This window comes from Microbacterium sp. F2E, assembly GCF_020905435.1.
In the GTDB taxonomy this organism is placed as follows: domain Bacteria; phylum Actinomycetota; class Actinomycetes; order Actinomycetales; family Microbacteriaceae; genus Microbacterium; species Microbacterium lacticum.
On the sequence record NZ_JAJJIB010000009.1, the window covers coordinates 40,688 to 65,004 of the forward strand.

At 71.5% G+C, this 24,317-nt stretch carries 15 protein-coding genes; 9 read left to right on the top strand and 6 right to left on the bottom strand.

The features are described from left to right. Positions 1-51: 51 nt before the first annotated feature. From LOK55_RS08580 to LOK55_RS08590, 3 genes are read right to left on the bottom strand one after another with little or no spacing between them, the layout of a single operon-like run. Positions 52-1,428 carry an aminotransferase class V-fold PLP-dependent enzyme gene (locus LOK55_RS08580; protein WP_229935034.1) on the bottom strand — a complete coding sequence of 459 codons (1,377 nt, stop codon included), beginning with the start codon at positions 1,426-1,428 and terminating at the stop codon, positions 52-54. Next, positions 1,425-3,137, bottom strand: a complete 1,713-nt coding sequence (locus LOK55_RS08585; protein ID WP_229935035.1) for an amidase — start codon at positions 3,135-3,137, stop codon at positions 1,425-1,427. The genes LOK55_RS08580 and LOK55_RS08585 overlap by 4 nt, the downstream gene beginning before the upstream one ends. Continuing rightward, positions 3,134-4,180: an agmatine/peptidylarginine deiminase gene (locus tag LOK55_RS08590; RefSeq protein ID WP_229935036.1), complete on the bottom strand. Its 1,047-nt coding sequence runs from the start codon at positions 4,178-4,180 to the stop codon at positions 3,134-3,136. The genes LOK55_RS08585 and LOK55_RS08590 overlap by 4 nt, the downstream gene beginning before the upstream one ends. 76 nt (positions 4,181-4,256) lie before the next feature. On the opposite strand from LOK55_RS08590, the gene LOK55_RS08595 reads away from it, so the two are divergent. Then, positions 4,257-4,886, top strand: coding sequence for a TetR/AcrR family transcriptional regulator (locus LOK55_RS08595; RefSeq protein WP_005047783.1), 630 nt, complete (start codon positions 4,257-4,259; stop codon positions 4,884-4,886). On the opposite strand, the gene LOK55_RS08600 is transcribed toward LOK55_RS08595, so the two are convergent. The 3 genes from LOK55_RS08600 to LOK55_RS08610 are packed head-to-tail and all read right to left on the bottom strand — an operon-like array spanning position 4,867 to position 9,180. After that, positions 4,867-6,303: an aminobutyraldehyde dehydrogenase gene (locus LOK55_RS08600; RefSeq protein ID WP_229935037.1), complete on the bottom strand. Its 1,437-nt coding sequence runs from the start codon at positions 6,301-6,303 to the stop codon at positions 4,867-4,869. The genes LOK55_RS08595 and LOK55_RS08600 overlap by 20 nt on opposite strands. Further along, positions 6,300-7,667 (bottom strand): aspartate aminotransferase family protein, encoded by a 1,368-nt coding sequence (locus tag LOK55_RS08605; protein ID WP_229935038.1) that lies wholly within the window; start codon positions 7,665-7,667, stop codon positions 6,300-6,302. Before LOK55_RS08605 ends, LOK55_RS08600 begins: the two co-directional genes overlap by 4 nt. A gap of 25 nt (positions 7,668-7,692) precedes the next feature. Next, a complete protein-coding gene (locus LOK55_RS08610) occupies positions 7,693-9,180 on the bottom strand; it encodes a CoA-acylating methylmalonate-semialdehyde dehydrogenase (protein ID WP_229935039.1) in 1,488 nt (495 codons plus the stop codon). Positions 9,181-9,325: 145 nt separating this feature from the next. Here LOK55_RS08610 and LOK55_RS08615 point away from each other — a divergent pair, with 145 nt between their 5' ends. From LOK55_RS08615 to LOK55_RS08650, 8 genes are all read left to right on the top strand, one after another. After that, positions 9,326-10,963 (top strand): PucR family transcriptional regulator ligand-binding domain-containing protein, encoded by a 1,638-nt coding sequence (locus LOK55_RS08615; RefSeq protein WP_308066655.1) that lies wholly within the window; start codon positions 9,326-9,328, stop codon positions 10,961-10,963. Between the two features lie 107 nt (positions 10,964-11,070). Beyond that, positions 11,071-11,709, top strand: a complete 639-nt coding sequence (locus LOK55_RS08620; protein WP_229935041.1) for a GntR family transcriptional regulator — start codon at positions 11,071-11,073, stop codon at positions 11,707-11,709. After that, on the top strand, positions 11,706-13,232 hold the full coding sequence (locus tag LOK55_RS08625; protein WP_229935042.1) for an MmgE/PrpD family protein: 1,527 nt from the start codon (positions 11,706-11,708) through the stop codon (positions 13,230-13,232). The genes LOK55_RS08620 and LOK55_RS08625 overlap by 4 nt, the downstream gene beginning before the upstream one ends. A gap of 151 nt (positions 13,233-13,383) precedes the next feature. Continuing rightward, positions 13,384-14,286 carry a methylisocitrate lyase gene (gene prpB, locus LOK55_RS08630; protein WP_229935043.1) on the top strand — a complete coding sequence of 301 codons (903 nt, stop codon included), beginning with the start codon at positions 13,384-13,386 and terminating at the stop codon, positions 14,284-14,286. Then, positions 14,283-15,473, top strand: a complete 1,191-nt coding sequence (locus tag LOK55_RS08635; RefSeq protein ID WP_229935044.1) for a bifunctional 2-methylcitrate synthase/citrate synthase — start codon at positions 14,283-14,285, stop codon at positions 15,471-15,473. Before prpB ends, LOK55_RS08635 begins: the two co-directional genes overlap by 4 nt. A 201-nt stretch (positions 15,474-15,674) precedes the next feature. Further along, positions 15,675-21,734: a pullulanase-type alpha-1,6-glucosidase gene (gene pulA / locus LOK55_RS08640; RefSeq protein ID WP_229935045.1), complete on the top strand. Its 6,060-nt coding sequence runs from the start codon at positions 15,675-15,677 to the stop codon at positions 21,732-21,734. 91 nt (positions 21,735-21,825) lie between these two features. Next, positions 21,826-23,007, top strand: a complete 1,182-nt coding sequence (locus LOK55_RS08645) for a thiolase family protein (protein WP_229935098.1) — start codon at positions 21,826-21,828, stop codon at positions 23,005-23,007. Between the two features lie 148 nt (positions 23,008-23,155). Then, a complete protein-coding gene (locus LOK55_RS08650; protein ID WP_229935046.1) occupies positions 23,156-24,313 on the top strand; it encodes an acyl-CoA dehydrogenase family protein in 1,158 nt (385 codons plus the stop codon). The last annotated feature ends 4 nt before the right edge of the window (positions 24,314-24,317 follow it).

A 24,317-nucleotide genomic window follows, 5' to 3' on the forward strand; every position in this document is an offset into this window, starting at 1 on the left:
TCAAGACTGATTCAGAAGTCAGCGGGCTGGCTCCCGTGCGACGTCCGGCGGTCAGTGCATGGTGTCGAGGATGCCGGTGAGGTCCTCGAACGTGGTGCGGGGGTTGAGGATCGCGAACCGGGCGTTGGCGCGGCCCTCGTGGCTCGACGGCGTGACGAAGGCGTGCTGCACGTCGAGCAGGCGCTGCGACCACGCCTCGTACTCGGCGCGCGTCCAGCCGTCGCGCTCGAACACGACGACGCCCAGTTGCGGCTCGCGGACGAGGGAGAACCCGGGCCGCGTCGCGATCTCGTCGGCGATCCGCCGGGCGAGCACGATCGAGGCGCTGACCGCCTCGCGGTAGGCGGCTGCGCCGTGGGTGGCGAGCGAGAACCACAGCGGAAGCCCCCGGGCGCGGCGGGTGAGGTGGGCCGCGTAGTCGGACGGGCTGTAGTCGGAGCGGTCGGTCAGGGTGTCGAGGTACTCCGCGTGCTGCGTGTGCGCGCGTCGGCCCTGCTCGGGGTCGCGGTAGATGAGAGCGCAGGCGTCGAACGGGGCGAACAGCCACTTGTGCGGATCGACGATCACCGAGTCGGCCTGCTCGACGCCGGCGTACAGGTGACGGGCCAGCGGTGACAGCATGCCCGCGAGGCCGTAGGCGCCGTCGACGTGCAGCCAGATGTCGTGGGCGTGTGCTGCCGCGGCGACGCCGGCGATGTCGTCCACGATGCCGAAGTTGGTCGAGCCGGCGGTCGCGACGACGGCGAACACCCGCTCGTGCACGTCGGCGAGCACCTCCGCGACGGCGTCGCCGCGCAGCACCCCGTCGGCATCCGTGGGCACCGTGATGACGTCGACGTCCATCACCCGCGCAGCCGAGGCGATCGAGGAGTGCGCCTGCGAACTGCAGACGACCGCCCAGCGGGTCGGCGCGGCGGCGCCGGTGTCGGCGCGGTGCGCGCGCGCCGCTTCCCGCGCGGCGACAAGGGCGGAGAGGTTGCCGAGCGTGCCGCCCTGCACGAAGACGCCGCCCGCGGATGCCGGCAGGCCGAACTCGTCGGCCAGCCAGCGCAGCACCTCGTTCTCGGCGTGCACGGCGCCGGCGCCCTCCAGCCAGGAGCCGCCGTAGAGTGCGCTCGCCGACACGACGAGGTCGAACGCCGCCGCCGACTTCGTGGGCGCGGTCGGGATGAAGGAGAGATACCGCGGGTCGTCGGTCGTGATGCATGCCGGGGCCAGGACGTGCGTGAACACCCCGAGTGCGCGCTCGGCGCCGACCCCCTCTTCGGAGATCGTCCGCCCCGCCAGGCGGCTGAGTTCGGCGGCGGGCAGCGGCTTGTCGAGCGGGGTGTCCTGCGCGAGCAGGCGTTCGCGGGAGTAGTCGAGCACGAGGTCGACGATGCGGCGCGTCTCGGGGGTGACATCGTGCATGCGGGCGGCGTCGGTCATGTGCGGTCTTTCAGTGCGGGGGTGCGCGGCGGCACCGGTCGTTCGGGGGCGAGTGTCTCGATCGCGCAGCCGAGGCGCAGGAGTGCGGCGTCGTCGCGCGCGCGTCCCGCGATCGTGAGGCCGATCGGCATTCGGATGTCGTCCATGAGCCCCATCGGCACCGTCACGGTCGGGATGCCGAGGTGACGGATGGCGAGGTTGCCGTTCGCGACCCAGACGCCGTTGCGCCAGCCGAGCTCGGCGGAGGCCGGGTTCACGTCCATGTCGGCGGGTCCGACGTCGGCGACGGCGGGGAAGACGACCGCGTCGAGCCCGAGGCCGGCCATCCATTCCTCCAGGTCGACCCGCCGGGTGCGCTCCAGGCCCCTCAGCCCCTCTTCGAGCTCCGGCATGTCGCGCCAGGTCATTCCGGGGTTCTCCCGCACCCAGTCGGGGTAGGTCGCGATGTCGTCGTCGAACCCGGTGTAGCGGTCGGGGAGCGCCCCCGCGGGGTGCGGGAAGATCCGTGCGCCGTCGACGTTCGTGAGGGAGGACAGAGCGGGGTCGCCGTTCGCGGACAGGAAGTCCTCCCACGCCCACGCCGACAGGTCGACGATCTCGCGCCGCAGGTAGGCGGGCGAGACGAATCCGCGCGTCGCGATGGTCGGCGCTTCCGGCCGGTCGCCCTCGTAGGTGCTGACCACGGGGAAGTCCACCTCGACGACCTCCGCCCCCGCCGCCTCGAGGGAAGCCCGCGTCTGCTCCCACAGTGCGATGATCGACGCGCGGGTCTGGATGCGCCGGCCGGTCGGGCCGCCGATGCCCGGGGCGGGGGAGGTCCCGGCATCCGGGTCGGCGTTGATGTACATCCGAGGGATGCCGAGGCGCAGGCCCGCCACCGACGCGCCCGCGCCGAGCGCACGGTAGTCGTCCGGGCGCACGGCGGACGGCGCCGGCAGCGGGATCCATGGCTGTGTGCGCCAGAAGTCGCCGCGGGTGTCGGGGTCGTCCGCGACGATCACGTCGAGCACTTCGAGCAGGTCGGCCATCGTCCGGGTGTGGGGGACGACGACGTCCATCGTGGGCACGAGCGGCCAGTTCCCGCGGGTGGAGATGACGCCGCGCGAGGGCGTGTAGGCGCACAGCGCGTTGTTGCTCGCGGGCCCGCGGCCGCTCGACCACGTCTCCTCGCCGAGTCCGAAGGCCGCGAAGGATGCCGCGGTCGCCGTGCCCGACCCGTTCGACGATCCGGAGCCGAACGGTGCGGTCAGCCAGTCTGCGGAGTACGGGCTCTCCGCCCGTCCGTAGACGCCGCGCTGCATGCCGCCGTTGGCCATCGGCGGCATGTTTGTGAGTCCCAGGCAGATCGCCCCGCCCGCCCGCAGGCGCTCGATCGTGAAGGCGTCGCGCTGGGCGACCAGTTCGGCGAAGGCGGGGGAGCCCGCCGCGGCGGTGAGTCCCCGCACGAGGTAGCTGTCCTTCGCCGTGTAGGGGATGCCGTCCAGGGGTGAGAGGGTCTCGCCGCGGGCGCGGCGCTCGTCGGATGCCGCGGCTTCCGCGAGCGCGTCGGGGTTGCGGACGACGACCGCGTTGAGGGCGGTCGGGGTGGCGGGTGTGTCGTAGGCGTCGATGCGCGCGAGGTAGGCCTCGACGAGTTCGACGGCCGTCGCACGCCCGTCTTCGAGGGCGGCGCGCAGCTCGGCGATCGAGGCGTCGACGACGTCGATCACGAGGTCACCTCGCGCGGCAGGGCCGGCTGCTGCTGCGTGATGCAGTGGATGCCGCCGCCGCGCGCGAAGATCGGGCGGGCGTCGACCGTGACGATCTCGCGCCCCGGGTAGGCGTCGGCGAGGATCGCGCGGGCCTCGGCATCCGCTTTGTCCTCGCCGAAGCCGCAGGCGATGACGCCGCCGCCCACGACGAGGTGGTTGACGTAGCTCCAGTCGACGAAGCCCTCGTCGTCGCGCAGGGTCGCCGGCGCGGGCAGCTCGACGACCTCGAGACGGCGTCCGGCGGCGTCGGTCTGAGTGGAGAGCAGTTCGCGGAGCGCGGCACTGACGGCGTGGTCGGGGTGCGCCGCGTCGCGCTGCGTGTGCAGGAGCACGCGACCGGGGGAGGGGAAGGTCGCGACGATGTCGACGTGGCCGTTCGTGCCGAAATCGTCGTAGTCGCGGGTGAGGCCGCGCGGCAGCCAGATCGCCGTCGTCGTGCCGAGGGTGCGGGCGAGCTCCGCTTCGACGCGCGCGCGATCGGCGTAGGGGTTGCGCCGCGGGTCGAGCTGCACCGTGTCGGTCAGCAGCACCGTGCCCTCGCCGTCGACGTGGAAGCCGCCGCCTTCGGCGACCAGGGTCGAGGAGATGAGTTCCGCGCCGACCTCGGCCGCGACGATGCGGGCGTGCTCGGCGGAGCGTTCCCAGCGTGCCCAGTCGTGTGCGCCCCAGCCGTTGAAGATCCAGTCGACCGCGCCGAGGACGCCGGGGCGTTCGTCGTCGATCACGAACGTGGGGCCGTGGTCGCGCATCCAGAACTCGTCGACGGGCGCTTCCAGGACCGTGACGTCACCCGGCAGCATCCTCCGGGCGCGCGCGAGCTCGGACGGATCGACGACCATCGTCACCGGCTCGAAGCGGGCGATGGCCGCGGCGACTTCCGTCCACGCCGCGTAGCCCTCTTCGCGCTCGGTGTCGGTGTCGCCCAGGGTCGGTCCCTCCACGGGGAAGGCCATCCACGTGCGCGCGTGCGGCGCGGTCTCGCTCGGCATCCGCCAGCTCATCGGCATCCTCGACTCTCGTGCGGTCCTGGAGTAGCTTATTGATCACATGATCAACTCATCGGAGGGTAGCGAGCCGATGCCGCAGACGTCAACCACCGGGCGCGCACGATTGAGCGCCGAGCAGCGCCGGGAGCAGATCGCGGGCGCTGCGCGCGAACTCGCGCTCGCCGACGGGCTGGATGCCGTGACGCTGCGCGCTGTTGCGACGCGCATCGGCGTGGCCTCCGGGTTGGTCGCCCACTACATCCCGAGCATGGACGACCTGGTCGCCGACACCTTCTTCGACATCGTCGCCGGCGAGCTCGAGGAGGTGCGGGCGTTGCTTCCCGACGCTGCCGCTCCCGTGCGGATCGGCGCGCTGCTGCGGACGACGCTGGATCCCGCACGCCGCGACGTCACCCTCGTCTGGGTGCAGGCGTGGGCACTGGGCACGCGCAACGCTCCGCTCGCCGAGCGGGTGCGCGCGGCGATGGACGCCTGGCGTGCGCTGATCGCGGAGGAGGTCTCTCGGGGGATGGCGGCCGGCGTCATCCCGGCGGGTGACGCAGAGCCGCTGGCCTGGCACCTGCTCGCCATGATCGACGGACTCGGCGCGCACGGCCTCGTCGGTTGGGGTGCGGGTATCGATCCGGTGTCGCCCGTGCTCCGTGCCGCGGCGGGACTGCTCGGCGTCGAGGTCGGTGCGTTCAGTCCAGACTCGCCATGACGTGCTTGAGGCGGGTGTAGTCCTCGAAGCCGTAGATCGAGAGGTCCTTGCCGTACCCGGAGTGCTTGAAGCCGCCGTGGGGCATGTCGGAGACGAACGGGATGTGCGCGTTGATCCAGACGCAGCCGAAGTCGAGGTCGCGGGAGAACCGCAGTGCCCGCGCGTGCTCGCGCGTCCAGACGGATGCCGCGAGTGCGTACGGCACCCCGTTGGCCAGCGCGAGCGCGTCCTCCTCCGACGCGAACGGCTGCACCGTGAGCACCGGGCCGAAGATCTCCTGCTGCACGACCTCGTCGTCCTGGCGGATGCCCGTGACGATCGTCGCTTCGAAGAAGCAGCCGATGTCGCCCTGTCGGCGCCCGCCGATCGCGATCGACGCGTGCGACGGCAGCCGGTCGACGAACCCCTGCACCCGCGCGAGCTGGTCGGGGTTGTTCACCGGGCCGAAGAAGGCCTCCGGGTCATCCGGCGCGCCCGTCTTCGCGTGATCGCGGGTGTGGGCGACGAGCTTCGCGACCAGCTGGTCGTGCACCGCGGCATCCACGAGCACGCGCGTCGCGGCCGTGCAGTCCTGGCCGGCGTTGAAGAACGCGGCCTCCACGATGCCTCGCGCGGCCCGATCGAGGTCGGCGTCGGCGAACACGAGCGCCGGCGCTTTGCCGCCGAGCTCGAGGTGCACGCGCTTGAGGTCCCGCGCGGCCGAGGCGGCCACCTGCATCCCGGCGCGCACCGAGCCGGTGATCGCGACGAGCTGCGGGGTGGGGTGCTCGACCAGCATCCGACCGGTCTCCCGATCGCCGAGCACGACGTTGAGAACCCCCGCGGGGAGGATCTCGGCGGCGAGCTCGGCGAGGCGCACCGTGGTCTGCGGCGTCGTCTCGCTCGGCTTCAGCACGACGGTGTTGCCCGCCGCGAGGGCAGGACCGATCTTCCACACCGCCATGTTCAGCGGGTAGTTCCACGGCGTCACCTGCGCGACCACACCGATCGGCTCGCGGCGGACGTACGACGTGAAACCCTCCGCGTACTCCGCCGCCGCCCGCCCGTCGAGGTCACGGGCTGCGCCCGCGAAGAAGCGGAGCTGGTCCACCGACTGCACGATCTCGTCGGCGACGAGGCTCGCGCGCAGCTTTCCGGTGTCCTGCGACTCCAGATCGGCGAACTCCTCCGCGTGCGCCTCCAGCGCATCAGCGAGGCGGAACAGCAGCAGTTGGCGCTGGGCGGGCGTCGTCCGCTTCCACGTGTCGAAGGCGCGGGATGCCGCCGCGAACGCGGCATCCACCTCCGCCGCCGTCGAGACCGGAGCGTGGCCGTAGACCTCGCCGGTCACGGGGCTCACGAGCGGCAGAGCCGTACCCGATGACGCGACCGGCACGCCGTCGATGATGTTGCGGAGCACCGCTGTCGACGCGGTCACGACGCCACCTCGGCGTCGGTGACCTCCAGCGCGCGGTCGATGACGTCGAGGCCGCGCACCAGGTCGTCCTCCGAGATGATCAGCGGCGGCGCCACGTGCACGCGGTTGAAGTGCGTGAACGGCCACAGGCCCGCCTTCTTGCACGCCGCCGCGAACGCGGCCATCGGGGCGGCATCCGCCCCCGACGCGTTGAACGACACGAGCGGCTCGCGACTGTGCCGGTCGCGCACGAGCTCGATCGCCCAGAACAGGCCCAGACCGCGGACCTCCCCGACCGACGGATGCCGTTCGGCCATCCGCTCCAGTCGCGGGCGCACGACGCGCTCGCCGAGGTCGCGGACGCGCTCCAGGATGCCGTCGCGGCGGAAGACCTCGAAGGTCGCCACACCCGGGGCGCAGGCCAGCGGGTGACCGGAGTAGGTCAGCCCTCCCGGGAAAGAGACCGTGTCGAAGTGCGCGGCGATCCGGTCGGAGATGACGACGCCGCCCAGCGGCACGTAGCCCGAGTTCACGCCCTTCGCGAAGGTGATGAGGTCGGGCACGACGTCGAAGTTCTCGAACCCCCACCAGGTGCCCAGGCGTCCGAAGCCGACCATGACCTCGTCGGCGATGTAGACGATGCCGTAGCGGTCGCAGAGCTCGCGCACTCCCGGCAGGTAGCCCGGCGGCGGGATCAGCACGCCGTTGGTGCCGACGACCGACTCGATGATGATCGCGCCGATGGTCGAGGCGCCTTCCAGGATGATCGTCTGCTCGAGGTGGGCGAGCGCACGCTCGGCCTCCTGCTCCGGCGAGTCCGCGTGGAACGGCGACCGGTAGGCGTACGGGCCGAAGAAATGCACGACCGAGGCGTCGGCCGGCTCGTTGGCCCACCGGCGCGGGTCGCCCGTGAGGGTGATCGCGGTCGAGGTGTTGCCGTGATAGCTGCGGTACATCGCCAGCACCTTGCGCTTGCCGGTGACCAGGCGCGCCATCCGGACCGCGTTCTCGTTGGCATCGGCTCCGCCGTTGGTGAAGAACACCTTCGAGAATCCGTCGGGAGCGATCTCGCTGATGCGGCGCGCCAGTTCGCCGCGCGTGGCGTTGGCCATCGACGGCTGGATCGTGGCCAGGCGACCCGCCTGCTCCTGGATCGCCGCGACGAGGTCGGGATGCTGGTGGCCGAGGTTGAGGTTCACCAGCTGCGACGAGAAGTCGAGGTAGCGGTTTCCCGCGTAGTCCCAGAACGTCGCGCCTTCGCCTCCCGCGACCGGCAGCGGGTCGATGAGCGCCTGCGCGCTCCACGAGTGGAAGACGTGGCTGCGGTCGTCGCCGCGGACGGCGGCGTCGGCCGCCGGGTCGGCGATCGGGTCGATGGTGCTCATGATGTCTCCTCCGGATGCCGCGGACTCAGTGGTTGCTCGGGAAGCCGAGGCTGATCTGGCTCTCGCTGGGGTCGGGCCAGCGGGTCGTCACGACCTTGCTCCGCGTGTAGAAGTGGATCGACTCCGGGCCGTAGATGTGCGAATCGCCGAACAAGGAGTTGCGCCACCCGCCGAACGAGAACGCGCCCACCGGCACCGGGATCGGCACGTTGATGCCGACCATACCGACTTCGATGTCGAACTCGAACTGGCGGGCGGTGCCGCCGTCGCGCGTGAACACCGCGGTGCCGTTCGCGAACGGACTCGCGTTGATGAGAGCGACCGCCTCGTCGTACGTCGCGACGCGGGCGACGGAGAGCACGGGGCCGAAGATCTCCTCGTCGTAGACCTTCATGCCGGGGGCGACCCGGTCGACGAGCGAGACGCCGATGAAGAAGCCATCGCCCTCGAAGCGCTGTGCGGTGCCGTCGACGACGACCGTCGCGCCCTCGGCGGCGGCGCCGGCGACGTACGAGGCCACCTTGTCGCGGTGCTCGCGGGTGATGAGCGGTCCCATCTCGCTCGCGGCATCCGTGCCCGGCCCGATGGTCAGCCCGGCGATGCGCTCCGCGACCTTCGTCACGAGGGCGTCGGCGACGTCGTCTCCGACCGCGACGAGGACCGAGACGGCCATGCAGCGCTCGCCGGCCGACCCGTAGGCGGCCGAGACGGCGGCGTCGGCCGCGGCGTCCAGATCGGCGTCGGGCATGACGACCATGTGGTTCTTCGCGCCGCCGAGGGCCTGCACGCGCTTGCCGGCCGCGGCGGCCCGCTCGTAGATCGAGCGGGCGATCGGGGTCGAGCCGACGAAGCTGACGGCACGGACGGTGGGGGAGTCGAGGATCGCGTCGACGGCCACCTTGTCACCGTGCACGACGTTGAGGACGCCGGCGGGAAGGCCCGCCTCCTCGTACAGACGCGCCAGGAAGAGGGCGGCGGAGGGGTCCTTCTCGCTCGGCTTGAGCACCACCGTGTTGCCGCAGGCGATGGCGGATGCCGTCATCCACAGCGGCACCATCACGGGGAAGTTGAACGGCGTGATCGCGCCCACCACGCCCACCGGCTGCTTCACCGAGTGCACGTCGACGCCGCGCGAGACCTGTTCGGCGTGCTCGCCCTTCAGAAGGTGGACCAGTCCCGCCGCGAACTCGACGTTCTCGATGCCGCGGCTGATCTCGCCCTTCGCGTCGGAGAGCACCTTGCCGTGCTCGGCGGTGATGATCGCGGCCAGCTCGTCGGCGCGCTCGACCAGCAGGTGGCGGAGGCGGAAGAAGACGTCGGCTCGCTTGATGAGGCTCGTGGCGCGCCAGGCCGGCAGCGCCGCCGCGGCCGCCGCGATCGCGGCATCCGTCTCGGCGGTCGACGCGAAGGCGACCTCGGCCTGCACGGCACCGGTCGCGGGGTCGTAGATGGGGCCGGTGCGTTCGGTCGATCCGACGGACTGGCCGGCGATGTGATGACGGATGAGGTCCATGAGGGCTCCTGTTCGGACAGTTCGACCGGGTCGTGACATGCTTATGCTGACGGAGCACAGGGGGGAGACGCAGGTGTCCGATCGTCGCGATGTGGACGGTTCTCGGACAGAACGTCCGGCCGCTGTTCTGCCGACCGTCTCCGAGGTGCTGGCCCTCGACGCCTTCGTGCCCGGCGCCCCGGTCGTCGTGGTCGGCGGAGCCGCCCTGGAGGCGCCCGTGCGCTGGGTGCACGTCTCCGACAGCGCGGATGTCGCGCGACTGCTCGAAGGCGGAGAGCTGCTCCTGTCCACCGGTTCGGGGTGGCCGGACGATCCGCGACGGCTGGCGCACTTCGTCGCGCAGCTGGCTGAGGTGGGGGCTGCGGGCATCGTGCTCGAGCTGGGCGCCCACTACCGCTATGTGCCGGCGGTGCTGGCCGATGCCGCACGCAGCGCCGACATCGCGCTGATCGTGCTGCACCGAGAGGTGAAGTTCGTCACCATCACCGAGGCCGTGCACCGCCGGATCATCGCCGACCAGACGGCGGCTCTGGAAGCCCGCGACGCGGTGCGCACCCTGTTCACGGGACTTGCGCTGCGCGGGGCGCCGACGGAGTTCATCGTCGAGCAGGTCGGTCTCACGCTGGCCGCCCCGGTGGTGTTGGAGAGCGTCGGACACGAGGTCGTCGTCGCCCACGTCGGCGGTGCCACCGAGACCCGCACGCTCCGCGACTGGGCGCGTCGGTCCCGCGCCGCCGCCGCGGCACCCGACCGGGAGGGGCGCACGATCGTACCGGTGGAGGCCCGCGGCATCCGCTGGGGATGGCTCGTGGCGCTGCCCGGCGCCGCCCACCTCGCCGGACGCGACGCCGTGCTCGAGCAGGCGGCCACCGCGCTCGCCCTCGGCAGGCTCGCCGATCCCGGCGGCGAGGAGTGGTCGCGGCTGGGGCGTCGGCGCGTGGTCGACGCGCTGATCGACGGACGATTCACCAGCCTGTCCGCGGTGGCGGCGCGATTGGATGCCGCGGGCATGCCCCTCGTCGGCACGGTGGCCTTCGCGGTGGTCGCCCTCGTGTCGTCGGGCCGGGGCGGCGACGCGGTCACGGTCGCGGCCGCCGCCGACATCGCCGCCGCGGCGATCGGCGCGCGCGTCGTGTGCGGCACGAGCACGACCCTCGACGACGGGTCGGCGCTGGTGCGCACGCCGCTGATCCTGGCGGTCGCGGGCCGCGCGACGAGCGCTGCCGACAACCGTGCCGACGCATTCGCCGTCGCACTCGAAGACGCCCTGCGGGCGGGGTCGACGTCGGCGCGGGCGCGGGTCGTGCTCGGCCCGGGCGCGGTCATCCCCGCGCTCGAGCCCGCGGCCGCGTACGAGCGCGCGGTCGGAACGCTCGTCGCGGGCCTTCGCGAGACGATCGACCTCGTCGGTGCCGATGACAGCTTGCGTGGTGCTTCCCGCCGCGGCGCGGACGGCCGGCGCGTGGCCGAGCGTCCCCTCACCCGGGTGGTGGCGGCGCTGCGCGACGATCATCGCCTCATCGCGCACGCGGAGCGGATGCTCGATCCGGTGCTGGCCGACGGCCGCGCTCGGGGCGGCGACCTTCTCGAGGTGCTGACGGCGCTGCTCGCGCATCCGTCCAACCGCACGGCGGCCGCCGAAGCGGCGCACCTGTCGCGATCGGTGTTCTATCAGCGCATCGCCCTGCTCGAAGACCTTCTCGGCGTCGATTTCGACGATGGGGAGCAGGTCGCTGCTCTCCATGTCGCCGTGCTGACCCATCGGCTGCACGCGGCCGGGTGAATCCGTACGCGGCTGTCGCCTTCTGTATGCATTAGGGCGCCGAAATTGGTCATCGCTTCCTCGCAGCCTCGCTGATGTATACACTATGGGTGTCGAGAGGAGAACGCGTGCGTGCCAGTGACCGTGCCTACCGGGTGCTCCTCGACGAGATCCAGTCCGGCGATCTGGCGCCCGGCACGGTGCTCGCCGAAGTCGAGCAGTCCGTCCGCCTGGGCGTCAGCCGCACGCCGCTGCGCGAAGCACTCGGGCGCCTCCTCGCCGACGGCCTCGTCGTGCAGCCGTCTCCGCGACTGACGGTGGTCAGCGACATCGATGCCGGCGACATCCGCGAGCTCTTCGAGGTGCGCCGCGCCCTGGAGGAGACGGCTGCGCGCCTCGCCGCCGGCGGGGCAGAGGGAGCGCTGTTCGCGGCGTTGGCCGGTGAGTTCGCCCGCACGGAAGCCGCCGCCGACCCCGACGCCTATTACGCGCTCATCGCGCGCTTCGACGAAACGCTCGACGCGGCCGTCGAGAACGACTACCTCACGGCGGCGCTGAAGAACGTGCGCACCCACCTGGTGCGTGTGCGCCGCCTCGCGCGCGACAACCCCGACCGCCTCGCGGCATCCGTCGCCGAGCACCGCCTCATCGCCGCCGCGATCGCCGTGGGCGACGGCGACCTCGCCGCCCACGCCACGCACGTGCACCTGTACAACGCCCTGACCTCGATCCTCGCCTCGCTGCCGTCCACGGAAGGAACCCCATGACCGTCACCCACCACGTGCGCGTCCACCGCTCGGAGGAGAACCTTGCGCGCGAAGACCAGCTCGCCTGGAAGATCGCGGAGGTCGCCGCCGACCCCGTCGCGGTCGAGCCCGCCGTCGTCGACATGATCATCAACCGCGTGATCGACAACGCCGCCGTCGCCGCCGCCTCGCTCACCCGCGGCCCCGTGGCCGCGGCGCGCGCGCAGGCCCTCGATCACCCGGTGAGCCGCAACGGGCATGGCTCGACCGTCTTCGGCGAGCCCAACGAGACCCTCTCGAGCCCCGAGTGGGCGGCCTGGGCGAACGGCGTCGCGGTCCGCGAACTCGACTACCACGACACGTTCCTCGCGGCCGAGTACTCGCACCCGGGCGACAACATCCCCCCGATCGTCGCGGTCGCCCAGCACGTCGGCGCCGACGGCGCGGCGCTCGTCCGTGGCATCGCGACCGGATACGAGATCCAGATGGACCTCGTGCGCGCCATCTCGCTGCACAAGCACAAGATCGACCACGTCGCCCACCTCGGCCCCTCGGCCGCGGCCGGCATCGGCACCCTGCTCGGCCTCGACGAGGCGACGATCTACCAGGCCGTGAGCCAGGCCCTCCACACGACGACGGCCACCCGTCAGTCCCGCAAGGGCGAGATCTCCACGTGGAAGGCGCACGCCCCCGCCTTCGCCGGCAAGATGGCGGTCGAAGCCGTCGACCGGGCGATGCGCGGGCAGACCTCGCCGAGCCCCATCTACGAAGGTGAGGACGGCGTCATCGCGTGGATGCTCGACGGCCCGGATGCCTCGTACGACGTGCCGCTCCCCGCCCCCGGCGAGCCCAAGCGTGCGATCCTCGACTCCTACACGAAGGAGCACTCGGCCGAGTATCAGGCGCAGGCGTGGATCGACCTGGCCCGAAAGCTCCACGGCCCCCACCCCGAGCTCGCCGACCCGGCGAAGGTGGAGAGCATCGTGCTGTACACGAGCCACCACACCCACCACGTGATCGGCTCGGGCGCGAACGATCCGCAGAAGTACGACCCGCAGGCCTCCCGCGAGACCCTCGACCACTCGATCCCGTACATCTTCGCCGTCGCGCTGCAAGACGGCGGCTGGCACCACGTCGACTCGTACCTGCCCGCTCGTGCCGCCCGCGAAGACACGGTCGCGCTGTGGCAGAAGATCACGACGGCGGAGGATGCCGAGTGGACGCGCCGCTACCACTCCGAAGACCCCGACGAGAAGGCCTTCGGCGGACGTGTGGAGATCACCCTCGCCGACGGCTCGACGATCACCGATGAGATCGCCGTCGCGGACGCCCATCCGCTCGGGGCCCGGCCGTTCGCCCGCGCCGACTACATCGCGAAGTTCCGCCTGCTCGCGGAGCCCGTGCTCGCGCCGGAGGAGATCGACCGGTTCCTCGGCCTCGCCGAGCGGCTGCCCGAGCTGACCGTCGACGAGGTGCGGGAGCTCAACATCGTCGCCCGGCCGGGCGTCCTGGCATCCGTGCCCGCGCCGAAGGGGCTGTTCTGATGTCCGCTCGCACGTGCGCGCCGTACCGTTTGCAGGATCAGACCACACACACCGCCCCGAATCGGGCTCTGCAGGCGCGAAAGCTGTGGTCTGATCCTGCATTCGGTACAACGGCGACCAGAGCAGGGCGCGCGGCGGGAGGGCTGGCCTGATGCTGTACGCGCAGACTCCGGCCGCCGAGAAGCGGCGCCTGCTGCGCGAGCGGCTCGCCGCGGGCGAGCTGCTGCGTTTCCCCGGGGCGTTCAACCCGCTGTCGGCCCGGCTGATCGAGCAGAAGGGCTTCGAAGGCGTCTACATCTCGGGCGCCGTGCTGTCGGCCGACCTGGGCCTGCCCGACATCGGCCTGACGACGCTCACCGAGGTCGCCGGGCGCGGGCAGCAGATCGCCCGCATGACCGAGCTCCCCGCGATCATCGACGCCGACACCGGCTTCGGCGAGCCGATGAACGTCGCCCGCACGATCCAGACGCTCGAGGATGCCGGGATCGCCGGCACCCACATCGAAGACCAGGTCAACCCGAAGCGCTGCGGCCACCTCGACGGCAAGCAGGTCGTCGACGAGAACACGGCCCTCAAACGAATCCGCGCCGCCGTCGACGCGCGCCGCGACCCGAACTTCCTCATCATGGCGCGCACCGACATCCGTGCCGTCGAGGGCCTCGGCGCCGCGATCGACCGCGCGAAGGCGCTGGTGGATGCCGGGGCGGACGCCATCTTCCCCGAGGCGATGCGCGATCTCGCCGAGTTCGAAGCGGTCGCGAAGGCGGTCGACGTGCCGATCCTCGCCAACATGACCGAGTTCGGCAAGAGCGAGCTGTTCGCCGTCGATGCGCTGCGGGATGCCGGGGTGCAGATCGTCATCTGGCCGGTGTCGCTGCTGCGCATGGCGATGGGCGCCGCCGGTCGCGCACTCGATACGCTGAACGACGAGGGACGCCTCACCGGGCGGCTGGGGGAGATGCAGCACCGCGCCGACCTGTACGACCTCATCGACTACGAGGCGTACAACCACTTCGACCAGAGCGTCTTCAACTTTCAGATCACGAAGGAGTGACCATGCCCGACATTCACAAGGGACTCGCCGGGGTCGTCGCCGACGTCACGGCGATCAGCAAGGTCAACCCCGAGACCAACTCGCTGCTGTACCGCGGCTACCCCGTGCACGAGCTGGCCGCCACCCAGTCGGCCGAGGCGGTCGCCTACCTGCTGTGGAACGGCGACCTGCCGACGGACGAGCAGCTCGCGGCGCTGCGGTCGACCGAGCGCGCGCACCGCGCCCTGCAGGATGACGTGAAGGCGGCGATCGACCTGACGCCGCTCGACGCGCACCCGATGGACGAGGTGCGCACGGCGGTCAGCGTGCTGGGCGCCCGCGACCTCGCCGGCACGGGCTCGGTGCTCGACGCCACGGGCACGCCCGAGGAGAACCTCGAGCGCTCGATTCGCCTGTTCGCGGCGCTGCCGGCGATCGTGGCCTACGGCCAGCGCCGTCGCCGCGGCGAGGAGCTCATCGCGCCGCGCGACGATCTCGACTACGCCGCCAACTTCCTCTGGATGACCTTCGGGGAGGAGTTCGACGACGTCGTGGTGGATGCCTTCAACCGCTCGATGATCCTGTACGCCGAGCACTCGTTCAACGCCTCGACGTTCACCGCGCGCGTCATCACCTCGACCCTGTCCGACCTGTACTCGGCCGTCGTCGGCGCGATCGGCGCGCTCAAGGGGCCGCTCCACGGCGGGGCGAACGAGGCCGTGCTGCACATCTTCGACGAGATCGGCGACGCCGACGAGGTGGAGGCCTGGCTCGACCGCGCGCTCGCCGAGAAGCGCAAGATCATGGGATTCGGGCACCGCGTCTACAAGCACGGCGACTCGCGGGTACCGACCATGAAGGCGGCGCTCGACACCCTCATCGACTACTACGACCGCCCCGACGTCGAGGCGCTGTACACGACGCTCGAGCGCGAGTTCGTCGAGCGGAAGGGCATCTACCCGAACCTCGACTACCCGTCGGGTCCCGCGTACAACCTGATCGGGTTCGACACCCTGACCTTCACGCCGCTGTTCGTCGCGGCGCGGGTGGTCGGCTGGACCGCGCACATCATGGAGCAGGCCGCGTCGAACGCGCTCATCCGTCCGCTGTCGGAGTACGTCGGCCCCGACGAGCGGCGCATCGCGGGCTTCGTCGACGAGGCCGGCACCTCGACGATCACGCTCCGCGCCGCCGAAGCCGAGGGCTGATCCGGCTCGAAGCATCCTCGTCCCGCCCCGCGCCGGCGCAGCGCGCCCGGCGGCACCGGGTCGGGGCGAGGATGCCTCACACCCGGATCGTGGCTGAATGAGAGGATTCTCATACCGAACTGTGACCGGTCCCAGTAGCGTCGGGGGTACCTGCTCAGGGCACGGTGCCGTGCCCGTGCCCGCACACCCCGGGAGCTCCGCGTGCCTCAGTCGACGACGACCGTGTCCACCCCCGCGCGGCGCGCGTTCGCGCTGCTCGCCGCCGCCGTCCTCGTCGGGGCCGGCGCCGTCGCCGTCACTGCCGCGCCCACCCTCGCCGCCGATCGCGTGCCCACGCTCGTCGGCGACCTGCAGAGCGAGCTGGGATGCCCCGGCGACTGGGATCCCGCGTGCGCCGCGACCACGCTCGAACCGGTCGACGGCACCACGCAGTACGCGCGCACGTTCGACGTGCCGGCGGGCACGTACGAGTACAAGATCGCGCTGAACGGCGCGTGGGACGAGAGCTACGGCGCCGACGGCGCGGCCGGGGGAGCGAACATCCCGCTCACCATCGCCGGACCGGCCTCGCTCCGCTTCGTCTACGACGACACCTCGCACCGCATCGCGATCGAGACCACCACCTTGGCATCCGGGTACACCGCTGCCGACGACGCGATCGTCTCCGCGCCCGTGCGCCAGGCCGGCGACGGCAAGCAGTTCTACTTCGTCATGACCGACCGGTTCGCCAACGGCGACACCGCGAACGACACCGGCGGCCTCACCGGCGACCGCCTCACCACCGGGTTCGACCCGACCTCGAGCGGCTTCTACAACGGCGGCGACATCGCAGGCCTGCGCGCGAACCTCGACTACATCGCGGGACTCGGCACGAACGCGATCTGGCTGACGCCGAGCTTCATGAACAAGCCCGTCCAGGGCGAGGGCGAGAACGCGAGCGCCGGGTACCACGGCTACTGGATCACCGACTTCACCCGCATCGACCCGCACCTCGGCACGAACGACGAGCTGAAGGCCTTCATCGACGACGCGCACAGCCGTGGCATCGACGTCTACTTCGACATCATCACGAACCACACCGCCGACGTCATCTCGTACGCCGAGAACCAGTACACCTACATCGACCAGGCGACGAAGCCGTACACCGATGCCGCGGGGAACGCCTTCGACCCCGCCGACTTCGCCGGCACCGACACGTTCCCGACGATGGATGCGGCCACGAGCTTCCCGTACACCCCCGTCGTCGACCCGGCCGAGGCGAACGTGAAGGTGCCGGCCTGGCTCAACGACGTCACGCTGTACCACAACCGCGGTGACTCCACCTATCAGGGCGAGTCGACGACGTACGGCGACTTCTCCGGGCTCGACGACCTCATGACCGAGAACCCGGCCGTCGTGAACGGCTTCGCCGACGTGTACGAGTCGTGGATCGACCTCGGCATCGACGGATTCCGCATCGACACGGCCAAGCACGTCGACTTCCCGTTCTGGCAGCAGTGGACGGCCAAGGTGCTCGACTACGCGCACAGTCAGGGCAAGCCCGACTTCTTCATGTTCGGCGAGGTGTACGACGCCGACCCCGCCGTGCTCTCGCCGTACGTGCGCGACACCGACATGAACTCGGTGCTCGACTTCGCGTTCCAGTCGGCCGCGACGAGCTTCGCCAAGGGCGGCGACGCGCAGGTGCTGCAGAAGATGTTCGCCGGCGACGACCGCTACACGACGCCCGACTCGTCGGCGACGGCGCTGCCGACCTTCCTCGGCAATCACGACATGGGGCGGATCGGCTACTTCCTGAAGAACACGCCGGATGCCTCGGGGCGCGATCTGCTCGCGCACGACCTGCTGTTCCTCAGCCGCGGCCAGCCGGTCGTCTACTACGGCGACGAGCAGGGCTTCACCGGGGCCGACCCCGGCGGCGACAAGAGCGCCCGGCAGACCCTGTTCGCGAGCGAGGTGCCGGAGTATCAGAACCAGACCCTGATCGACGGCACGCCGGTGGGATCGGCCGACCGCTACGGCACCGACACCGCCCTGTACACGCACATCGCCGGGCTCTCGGCGCTGCGCGCGCAGCATCCGGCGCTCGTCGACGGCGCGCAGATCGAGCGGTACGCGAAAGACGGCGTGTACGCCTTCTCGCGCGTCGGCGCCGACGAGAAGGTCGAGTACCTCGTCGCGCTCAACAACACGGCATCCGAGGCGACCGTCACGGTGCCGACGCTGACGGCGGATGCCTCGTTCACGGGTGTCTACGGCTCGACGGGCTCGCTCACGACCGGCGCCGACGCCACGGCCGCCGTCACGGTTCCCGCCCTCTCCGCGGTCGTCTACCGCGCGGACGCCGCCGTGACAGCCCCCGCCGCGCCTGCGCCCCTCGAGGTGACGGCGCCGGCCGCCGGTGCGGGGCTGTCGGGTCAGGTCGCCGTCTCGGCGACCGCCGACCAGTCGTGGCGGCAGACGAGCTTCGCCTGGCGCGTCGTCGGCGGTGACGAGTGGCACCCACTCGGCACGGCCGAGGACACGACGCCCGGCGTCTTCCACGACGTCGCGGGGCTCGCGGCGGGCACGCTCGTCGAGTACCGCGCCGTGTCGACGGATGCCGCCGGCCACCGCTCCGCGGCGTCCACCTACGCGTCGGTCGGGAACCGCGTCAACCTCACCGAGGAGCCCACGCCGGAAGAGCCCGACGACGCGACACCCTACGACTTCGTGAGCATTCCGGGGTCGCTGAACACCGAGATGGGCTGCGCGGGCGACTGGGCGCCCGACTGCGATCAGGCGCAGATGACCCAGGTCGACGGCATCTGGCGGCTGTCGGTCGACCTGCCCGCCGGCGACTACGAGTACAAAGTCGCGACCGAGAAGAGCTGGGACGAGAACTACGGCCAGGGCGGCGTCGCGAGCGGCCCGAACCTCGTCCTCCGCCACGCCGGCGGACCGGTGACCTTCTGGTTCGACCCGCGCACGAAGGTCGTGCGGTCGAGCGATGACGGCCCCGTCGTCACCCTCGCAGGCTCGTTCCAGTCGGAGCTCGGCTGCGCGGGCGACTGGGCGCCCGACTGCCTGCGCGCGATGATGTTCGACGGCGACCGCGACGGCGTCTACGAGTTCTCGACGACGAAGCTGCCGACCGGCTCGTACGAGCTGAAGGTCGCGCACGGGCTCAGCTGGGCGGAGAACTACGGCGCCGACGGCGCGCGCGACGGCGCGAACATCGCGTTCTCGGCCACCGAGGGCAAGCGCGTCTCGTTCCGCTACGACGTGGCGACGCACCTGCTCGAGATCGTCTCGGCCGACCCGGCGCTCCCCGGCACCGGCCAGTCGCGCGCGCACTGGATCGACGCCGACACGATCGCGTGGCCCGGCGAGCTCGGCGCACCCGCCGTCGGTGCGACCTGGCAGCTGTACGGCTCGGCCACGGCGGCGCTCGCCGTCTCGGACGGCGACGTCACCGGGATGGACGGCGACCCGGTGACGCTGACACGCGTCGGCGACGGGCTGACCGACGCGCAGCGCGCGCGCTTCCCGGCTCTCTCCGGCTTCGTCGCCCTGCACGTCGAGGGGCAGGACCGCGACGCCGTCGCGACGCTCCTGCGCGGGCAGCTCGCCGTCGCGCAGCGCGGTGCCGACGGCAAGCTCACCGCCTACACCGGCGTGCAGATCCCGGGCGTGCTCGACGACCTCTACGCCGACGCCGTCGCTGACGACGACCTGGGGGTCTCCTTCCGCGGATCCAAGCCGACCTTCCGCGTCTGGGCGCCGACGGCGCAGACGGCGACGCTCCTGACGTGGGATGCCGGTGCGACGGGCGATCCCGCGCGGCGCGAGGCATCCTTCGATTCGGCATCGGGCACCTGGAGCGTCACGGGCGGGAAGGCGCTGACCGGCGACGAGTACCTCTGGGAGGTCGCGGTCTACGCCCCGACGACCGGGAAGGTCGAGACGAACCAGGTCACGGACCCGTACGCGGTCGCGCTCACGACGAACTCGACCCGGTCGGTCGCGATCGACCTCGCCGACCCCGCGTGGGCGCCGAAGGTGTGGAAGAAGACGAAGGCGCCGGTGATCGCGCGCGACGTCGACCGTGCCATCTACGAGCTGCACATCCGCGACTTCTCGATCGGCGACGAGACGGTGCCCGAGACCGAGCGCGGCACCTACCTCGCCTTCGCCCGGGACAGCGCCGGCACGCAGCAGCTGAAGCAGCTGGCATCCGCCGGCATCAACACGGTGCACCTGCTGCCGTCGTTCGACATCGCGACGATCGAGGAGAACCGCGCCCAGCAGGCGGTGCCCGCGTGCGACCTCGCGTCGTTCGCGCCCGACTCCGCCGAGCAGCAGGCCTGCGTCGCGGCGGTCGCCGACACCGACGGGTTCAACTGGGGCTACGACCCGTTCCACTTCCAGGCGCCCGAGGGCTCGTACGCGGTGAACGCCGAGGGTGGGGCGCGCGTGGGCGAGTTCCGGACGATGGTCGGGTCGCTCCGCAAGATGGGGCTGCAGGTCGTGCTCGACGAGGTGTACAACCACACCTCGGCCTCGGGGCAGGCGGACACGTCGGTGCTCGACAAGGTCGTGCCGGGCTACTACCAGCGCCTCGACGGCAACGGCGCCGTGCAGACCTCCACGTGCTGCCAGAACGTCGCCACCGAGCACGCCGTCGCGCAGAAGCTCATGGTCGACTCCGTCGTGCTGTGGGCGAAGGAGTACAAGGTCGACGGCTTCCGGTTCGACCTGATGGGGCACCACTCGAAGGACAACATGCTCGCCATCCGGGCCGCACTCGACGAGCTGACCCTCAAGAAGGACGGCGTCGACGGGAAGAAGGTGTACCTCTACGGAGAGGGCTGGAACTTCGGCGAAGTGCAGGACGACGCCCTGTTCGTGCAGGCGCGGCAGGGGAACCTCGGCGGCACCGGCATCGGCACGTTCAGCGATCGCCTCCGCGATGCGGTGCACGGCGGCAGCCCCGTCGACGCCGGCTCGACCTTCCGCCAGGGGTACGGCACGGGGCTCGCGACCGACCCGAACGGCGACCCGATCAACGGCACCCCCGAGCAGGCGCTCGCCGACCTCGGTCACCAGACCGACCTCGTGGGGCTCGGACTCGCCGGAAACCTCGCCGACTTCGCCCTGACGACCGCCGACGGCAGCGTGAAGAAGGGAGCGGAGCTCGACTACAACGGGCAGGCGGCGGGCTATGCCGACGAGCCCGAGGAGATCATCAGCTACGTCGACGCGCACGACAACGAGACGCTGTACGACCTCGGCGTGCTGAAGCTGCCGAAAGACACGACGATGGCCGACCGGGTGCGGATGAACACCCTGTCGCTCGCGACCGTGACGCTGTCGCAGACCCCGTCGTTCTGGCACGCGGGCACCGAGCTGCTGCGGTCGAAGTCGCTCGACCGCAACAGCTACAACTCGGGCGACTGGTTCAACCGGATCGACTGGACCGGTCAGGAATCGACGTTCGGGTCGGGGCTGCCCCCGGCCGCCGACAACCAGGAGAAGTGGGCCGTCATGCAGCCGCTGCTCGCGGACCCCGCCCTGAAGCCCGGGCCGGCGGACATGGCCGCGGCGGAGGCATCCGCCCTCGACCTGCTGCGGGTGCGGGGCGAGGTGCCCCTCCTGCGACTCGGCTCGGCCGACCGCATCGAGCAGAAGGTGTCGTTCCCGAACAGCGGCGCCGGCGCGACGCCGGGCGTGATCACGATGCTCGTCGACGACACGGTCGGCGCCGACGTCGATCCCGACCTGGCCGGTGCGCTCGTCGTCTTCAACGCGTCGCCCGAAGCGACCACGCAGACCGTGCCCGCGCTGTCGGGGCGCTCGTTCACGCTCACGTCGGCGCAGGCGAACGGGTCGGATGCCGTCGTGAAGACGACGACATGGGATGCCGCCACGGGCACCGTCACGGTGCCGGCCCGCTCCGTCGCGGTGCTGACCGAGGCCCAGCCGGTCGCGACCCACGTGATCGCGCAGCCGAGCCGACTGCTCGTGCGCCACGGGTCGTCGGTCAGTGTGTCGGGCAAGGTCACGGCCGACGACCGCAGCGCGCCCGTCGGCACCGTCACCGTGACCGACAACGGCACGACCGTCGCGACGGTGACCCTGGATGCCGACGACCGCGGCCGGTTCTCGGTGACGCTGCCGGCGCTCCGCCGCGGCCTGCACGTCGTGCGGGTCACCTTCACCGGTGCCCCCGGCTGGCTCGACTCCCGCGCGAGGGGGGTGCTGCCCGTCGTCGCGTACTGACGGGCGCGGACGGCGCGGACGGGCGGCGGGCCGCTGACCGGTGCGCGTGCTGACACGCGCGCGGGCAGGAGACAGGATGGATGCCATGAACATGCGCACCGCCGTCATCGTCGACGCCGTCCGCACCCCGTCGGGGCGCGGCAAGCCGGGCGGGGCGCTCAGCGGCATCCATCCGGTCGACCTCGCCGCGCACGTGCTGCGCGCGACGCTCGAACGCAACGGACTCGACTCCCGTCAGATCGACGACGTGCTGCTCGGCTGTGTGAGCCAGGTGGGCGAGCAGACGATGAACATCGCCCGGCAGGCGGTGCTCGCCGCCGGCTTCGACGAGCGGGTGCCGGCGACCACGATCGACCGGCAGTGCGGCTCGAGCCAGCAGGCGGCGCACTTCGCCGCACAGGGCGTGATGGCCGGCCAGTACGACATCGTCATCGCCGGCGGCGTCGAGTCGATGAGCCGTGTGCCGCTCGGCATCGCGGCATCCGTCGCCGGGTCGCCCTTCTCGCCGCGCCTGCACGAGCGCTACCCCGAGGGGCTCGTCAACCAGGGCGTCTCGGCTGAGCTGATCGCCGAGCGCTGGGGCCTCAGCCGCGACGATCTCGACGCCTACGCGGCGCAGTCGCACGCGCGCGCCGCCCGTGCCGCCGCCGAGGGGCGCTTCGACTCGCAGCTGCTTCCGGTGCCCACGGAGGAGGGCGAGGTGACCGCCGACGAGACCGTGCGCCCGGGCACGAGCGTCGAGGGTCTCGCCGGGCTCGCGCCCGCGTTCCGCACGGATGCCCTGGCCGCGCGCTTCCCCGAGCTCGACTGGCGCATCACGCCCGGCAACTCGTCGCCGCTGACCGACGGCGCCTCCGCCGTGCTCATCATGAGCGAGGAGAAGACGAACGAGCTCGGCCTCACGCCGCGGGCCCGGTTCCACTCCTTCGCCGTCGTGGGCGACGATCCGCTCCTCATGCTCACCGGGCCGATCCCCGCCACGCGGCGCATCCTCGAGCGGTCGGGGCTCGGCATGGACGACCTCGACGCCTACGAGGTCAACGAGGCGTTCGCCTCGGTGCCCCTCGCCTGGGCGGCGGAGGTAGGCGCCGACCCGGAGAAGCTCAACCCGTGGGGTGGCGCCATCGCGCTCGGCCACGCGCTGGGCTCGAGCGGCACCCGGTTGCTCGGCACGCTGCTCGCGACGCTCGAGGCCACCGGCGGGCGGTACGGCCTGCAGACCATGTGCGAGGGCGGCGGCATGGCGAACGCGACGATCATCGAGCGACTCTGAGCCCGGGCGCCGGTGCGGGAGGGAGAAGGATGCCTCGGCAGAGGCAGAACCCGCCCCTCCCGCCGCGGGCGGTACTCGTCTACACTGAGCAATGTGCCCTACCGGGCCGCGACGAAGATGTCGATCTGTCTCACGAGGACGTGACTGTATGAGCATGACTGTGACCCCTGCCGCTCTGACCGACGAGGAGCGCGCCGCCATCATCGACGCGGTGCGCGAGTTCGCGCAGTCGCGTCTTGCGCCGAACGCGCTCGACTGGGATCGGCGCAAGCACTTCCCGCGCGACGTGCTCGCCGAGGCGGGTGAGCTGGGTCTCGGCGGTATCTACGTGCGCGACGACGTCGGCGGCACCGGTCTGCGGCGCACCGATGCGGCGGCGATCTTCGAGCAGCTCGCCGTGGGCGACCCGGCGATCGCCGCCTACATCTCGATCCACAACATGGTCGCGTGGATGATCGACACGAACGCCACCGAGGCGCAGCGGCAGGAGTGGCTGCCGCGGCTCGTCACGATGCGCGATCTCGGGGCGTACTGCCTCACCGAGCCGGGCGCGGGCTCCGACGCCGCCGCCCTCACCACGAGTGCAATCGCCGACGGCGACGACTACGTGCTGACCGGTGTCAAGCAGTTCATCTCGGGTGCCGGCGAGGCATCCGTCTACGTCGTCATGGCCCGCACCGGCGAGCCCGGCGCGAAGGGCATCACCGCGTTCCTCGTCCCGGCGGACGCCCCGGGGCTGAGCTTCGGCCCGAACGAGCAGAAGATGGGCTGGAACGCGCAGCCGACCCGGCAGGTGATCCTCGACGAGGTGCGGGTGCCGGCCGCGGCGATCCTCGGTGAGCTCGGCGGCGGCTTCCGCATCGCGATGAAGGGCCTGAACGGCGGCCGCGTCAACATCGCCGCGTGCTCGCTCGGCGGGGCGCAGTGGGCGCTCGACCGGGCCGTGCGCTATGTGCACGAGCGGTTCACCTTCGGCGAGGCGCTCGCCGAGCGGCAGTCGGTCGTGTTCACGCTCGCCGACATGGCGACCGAGCTGCAGGCCGCGCGCGCCCTCGTGCGCGACGCGGCGCGCGCGATCGACGAGGGAGCGCCCGACGCGGCCGCGCAGTGCGCGATGGCCAAGCGCTTCGCGACCGACGCCGGCTTCGACGTCGCCAACCGCGCGCTGCAGCTGCACGGCGGCTACGGCTACCTGCACGAGTACGGCATCGAGAAGGTCGTCCGCGATCTGCGGGTGCACCAGATCCTCGAGGGCACGAACGAGATCATGCGGGTCATCATCGGCCGCGCCGTCGTGGGAGCATGACCCC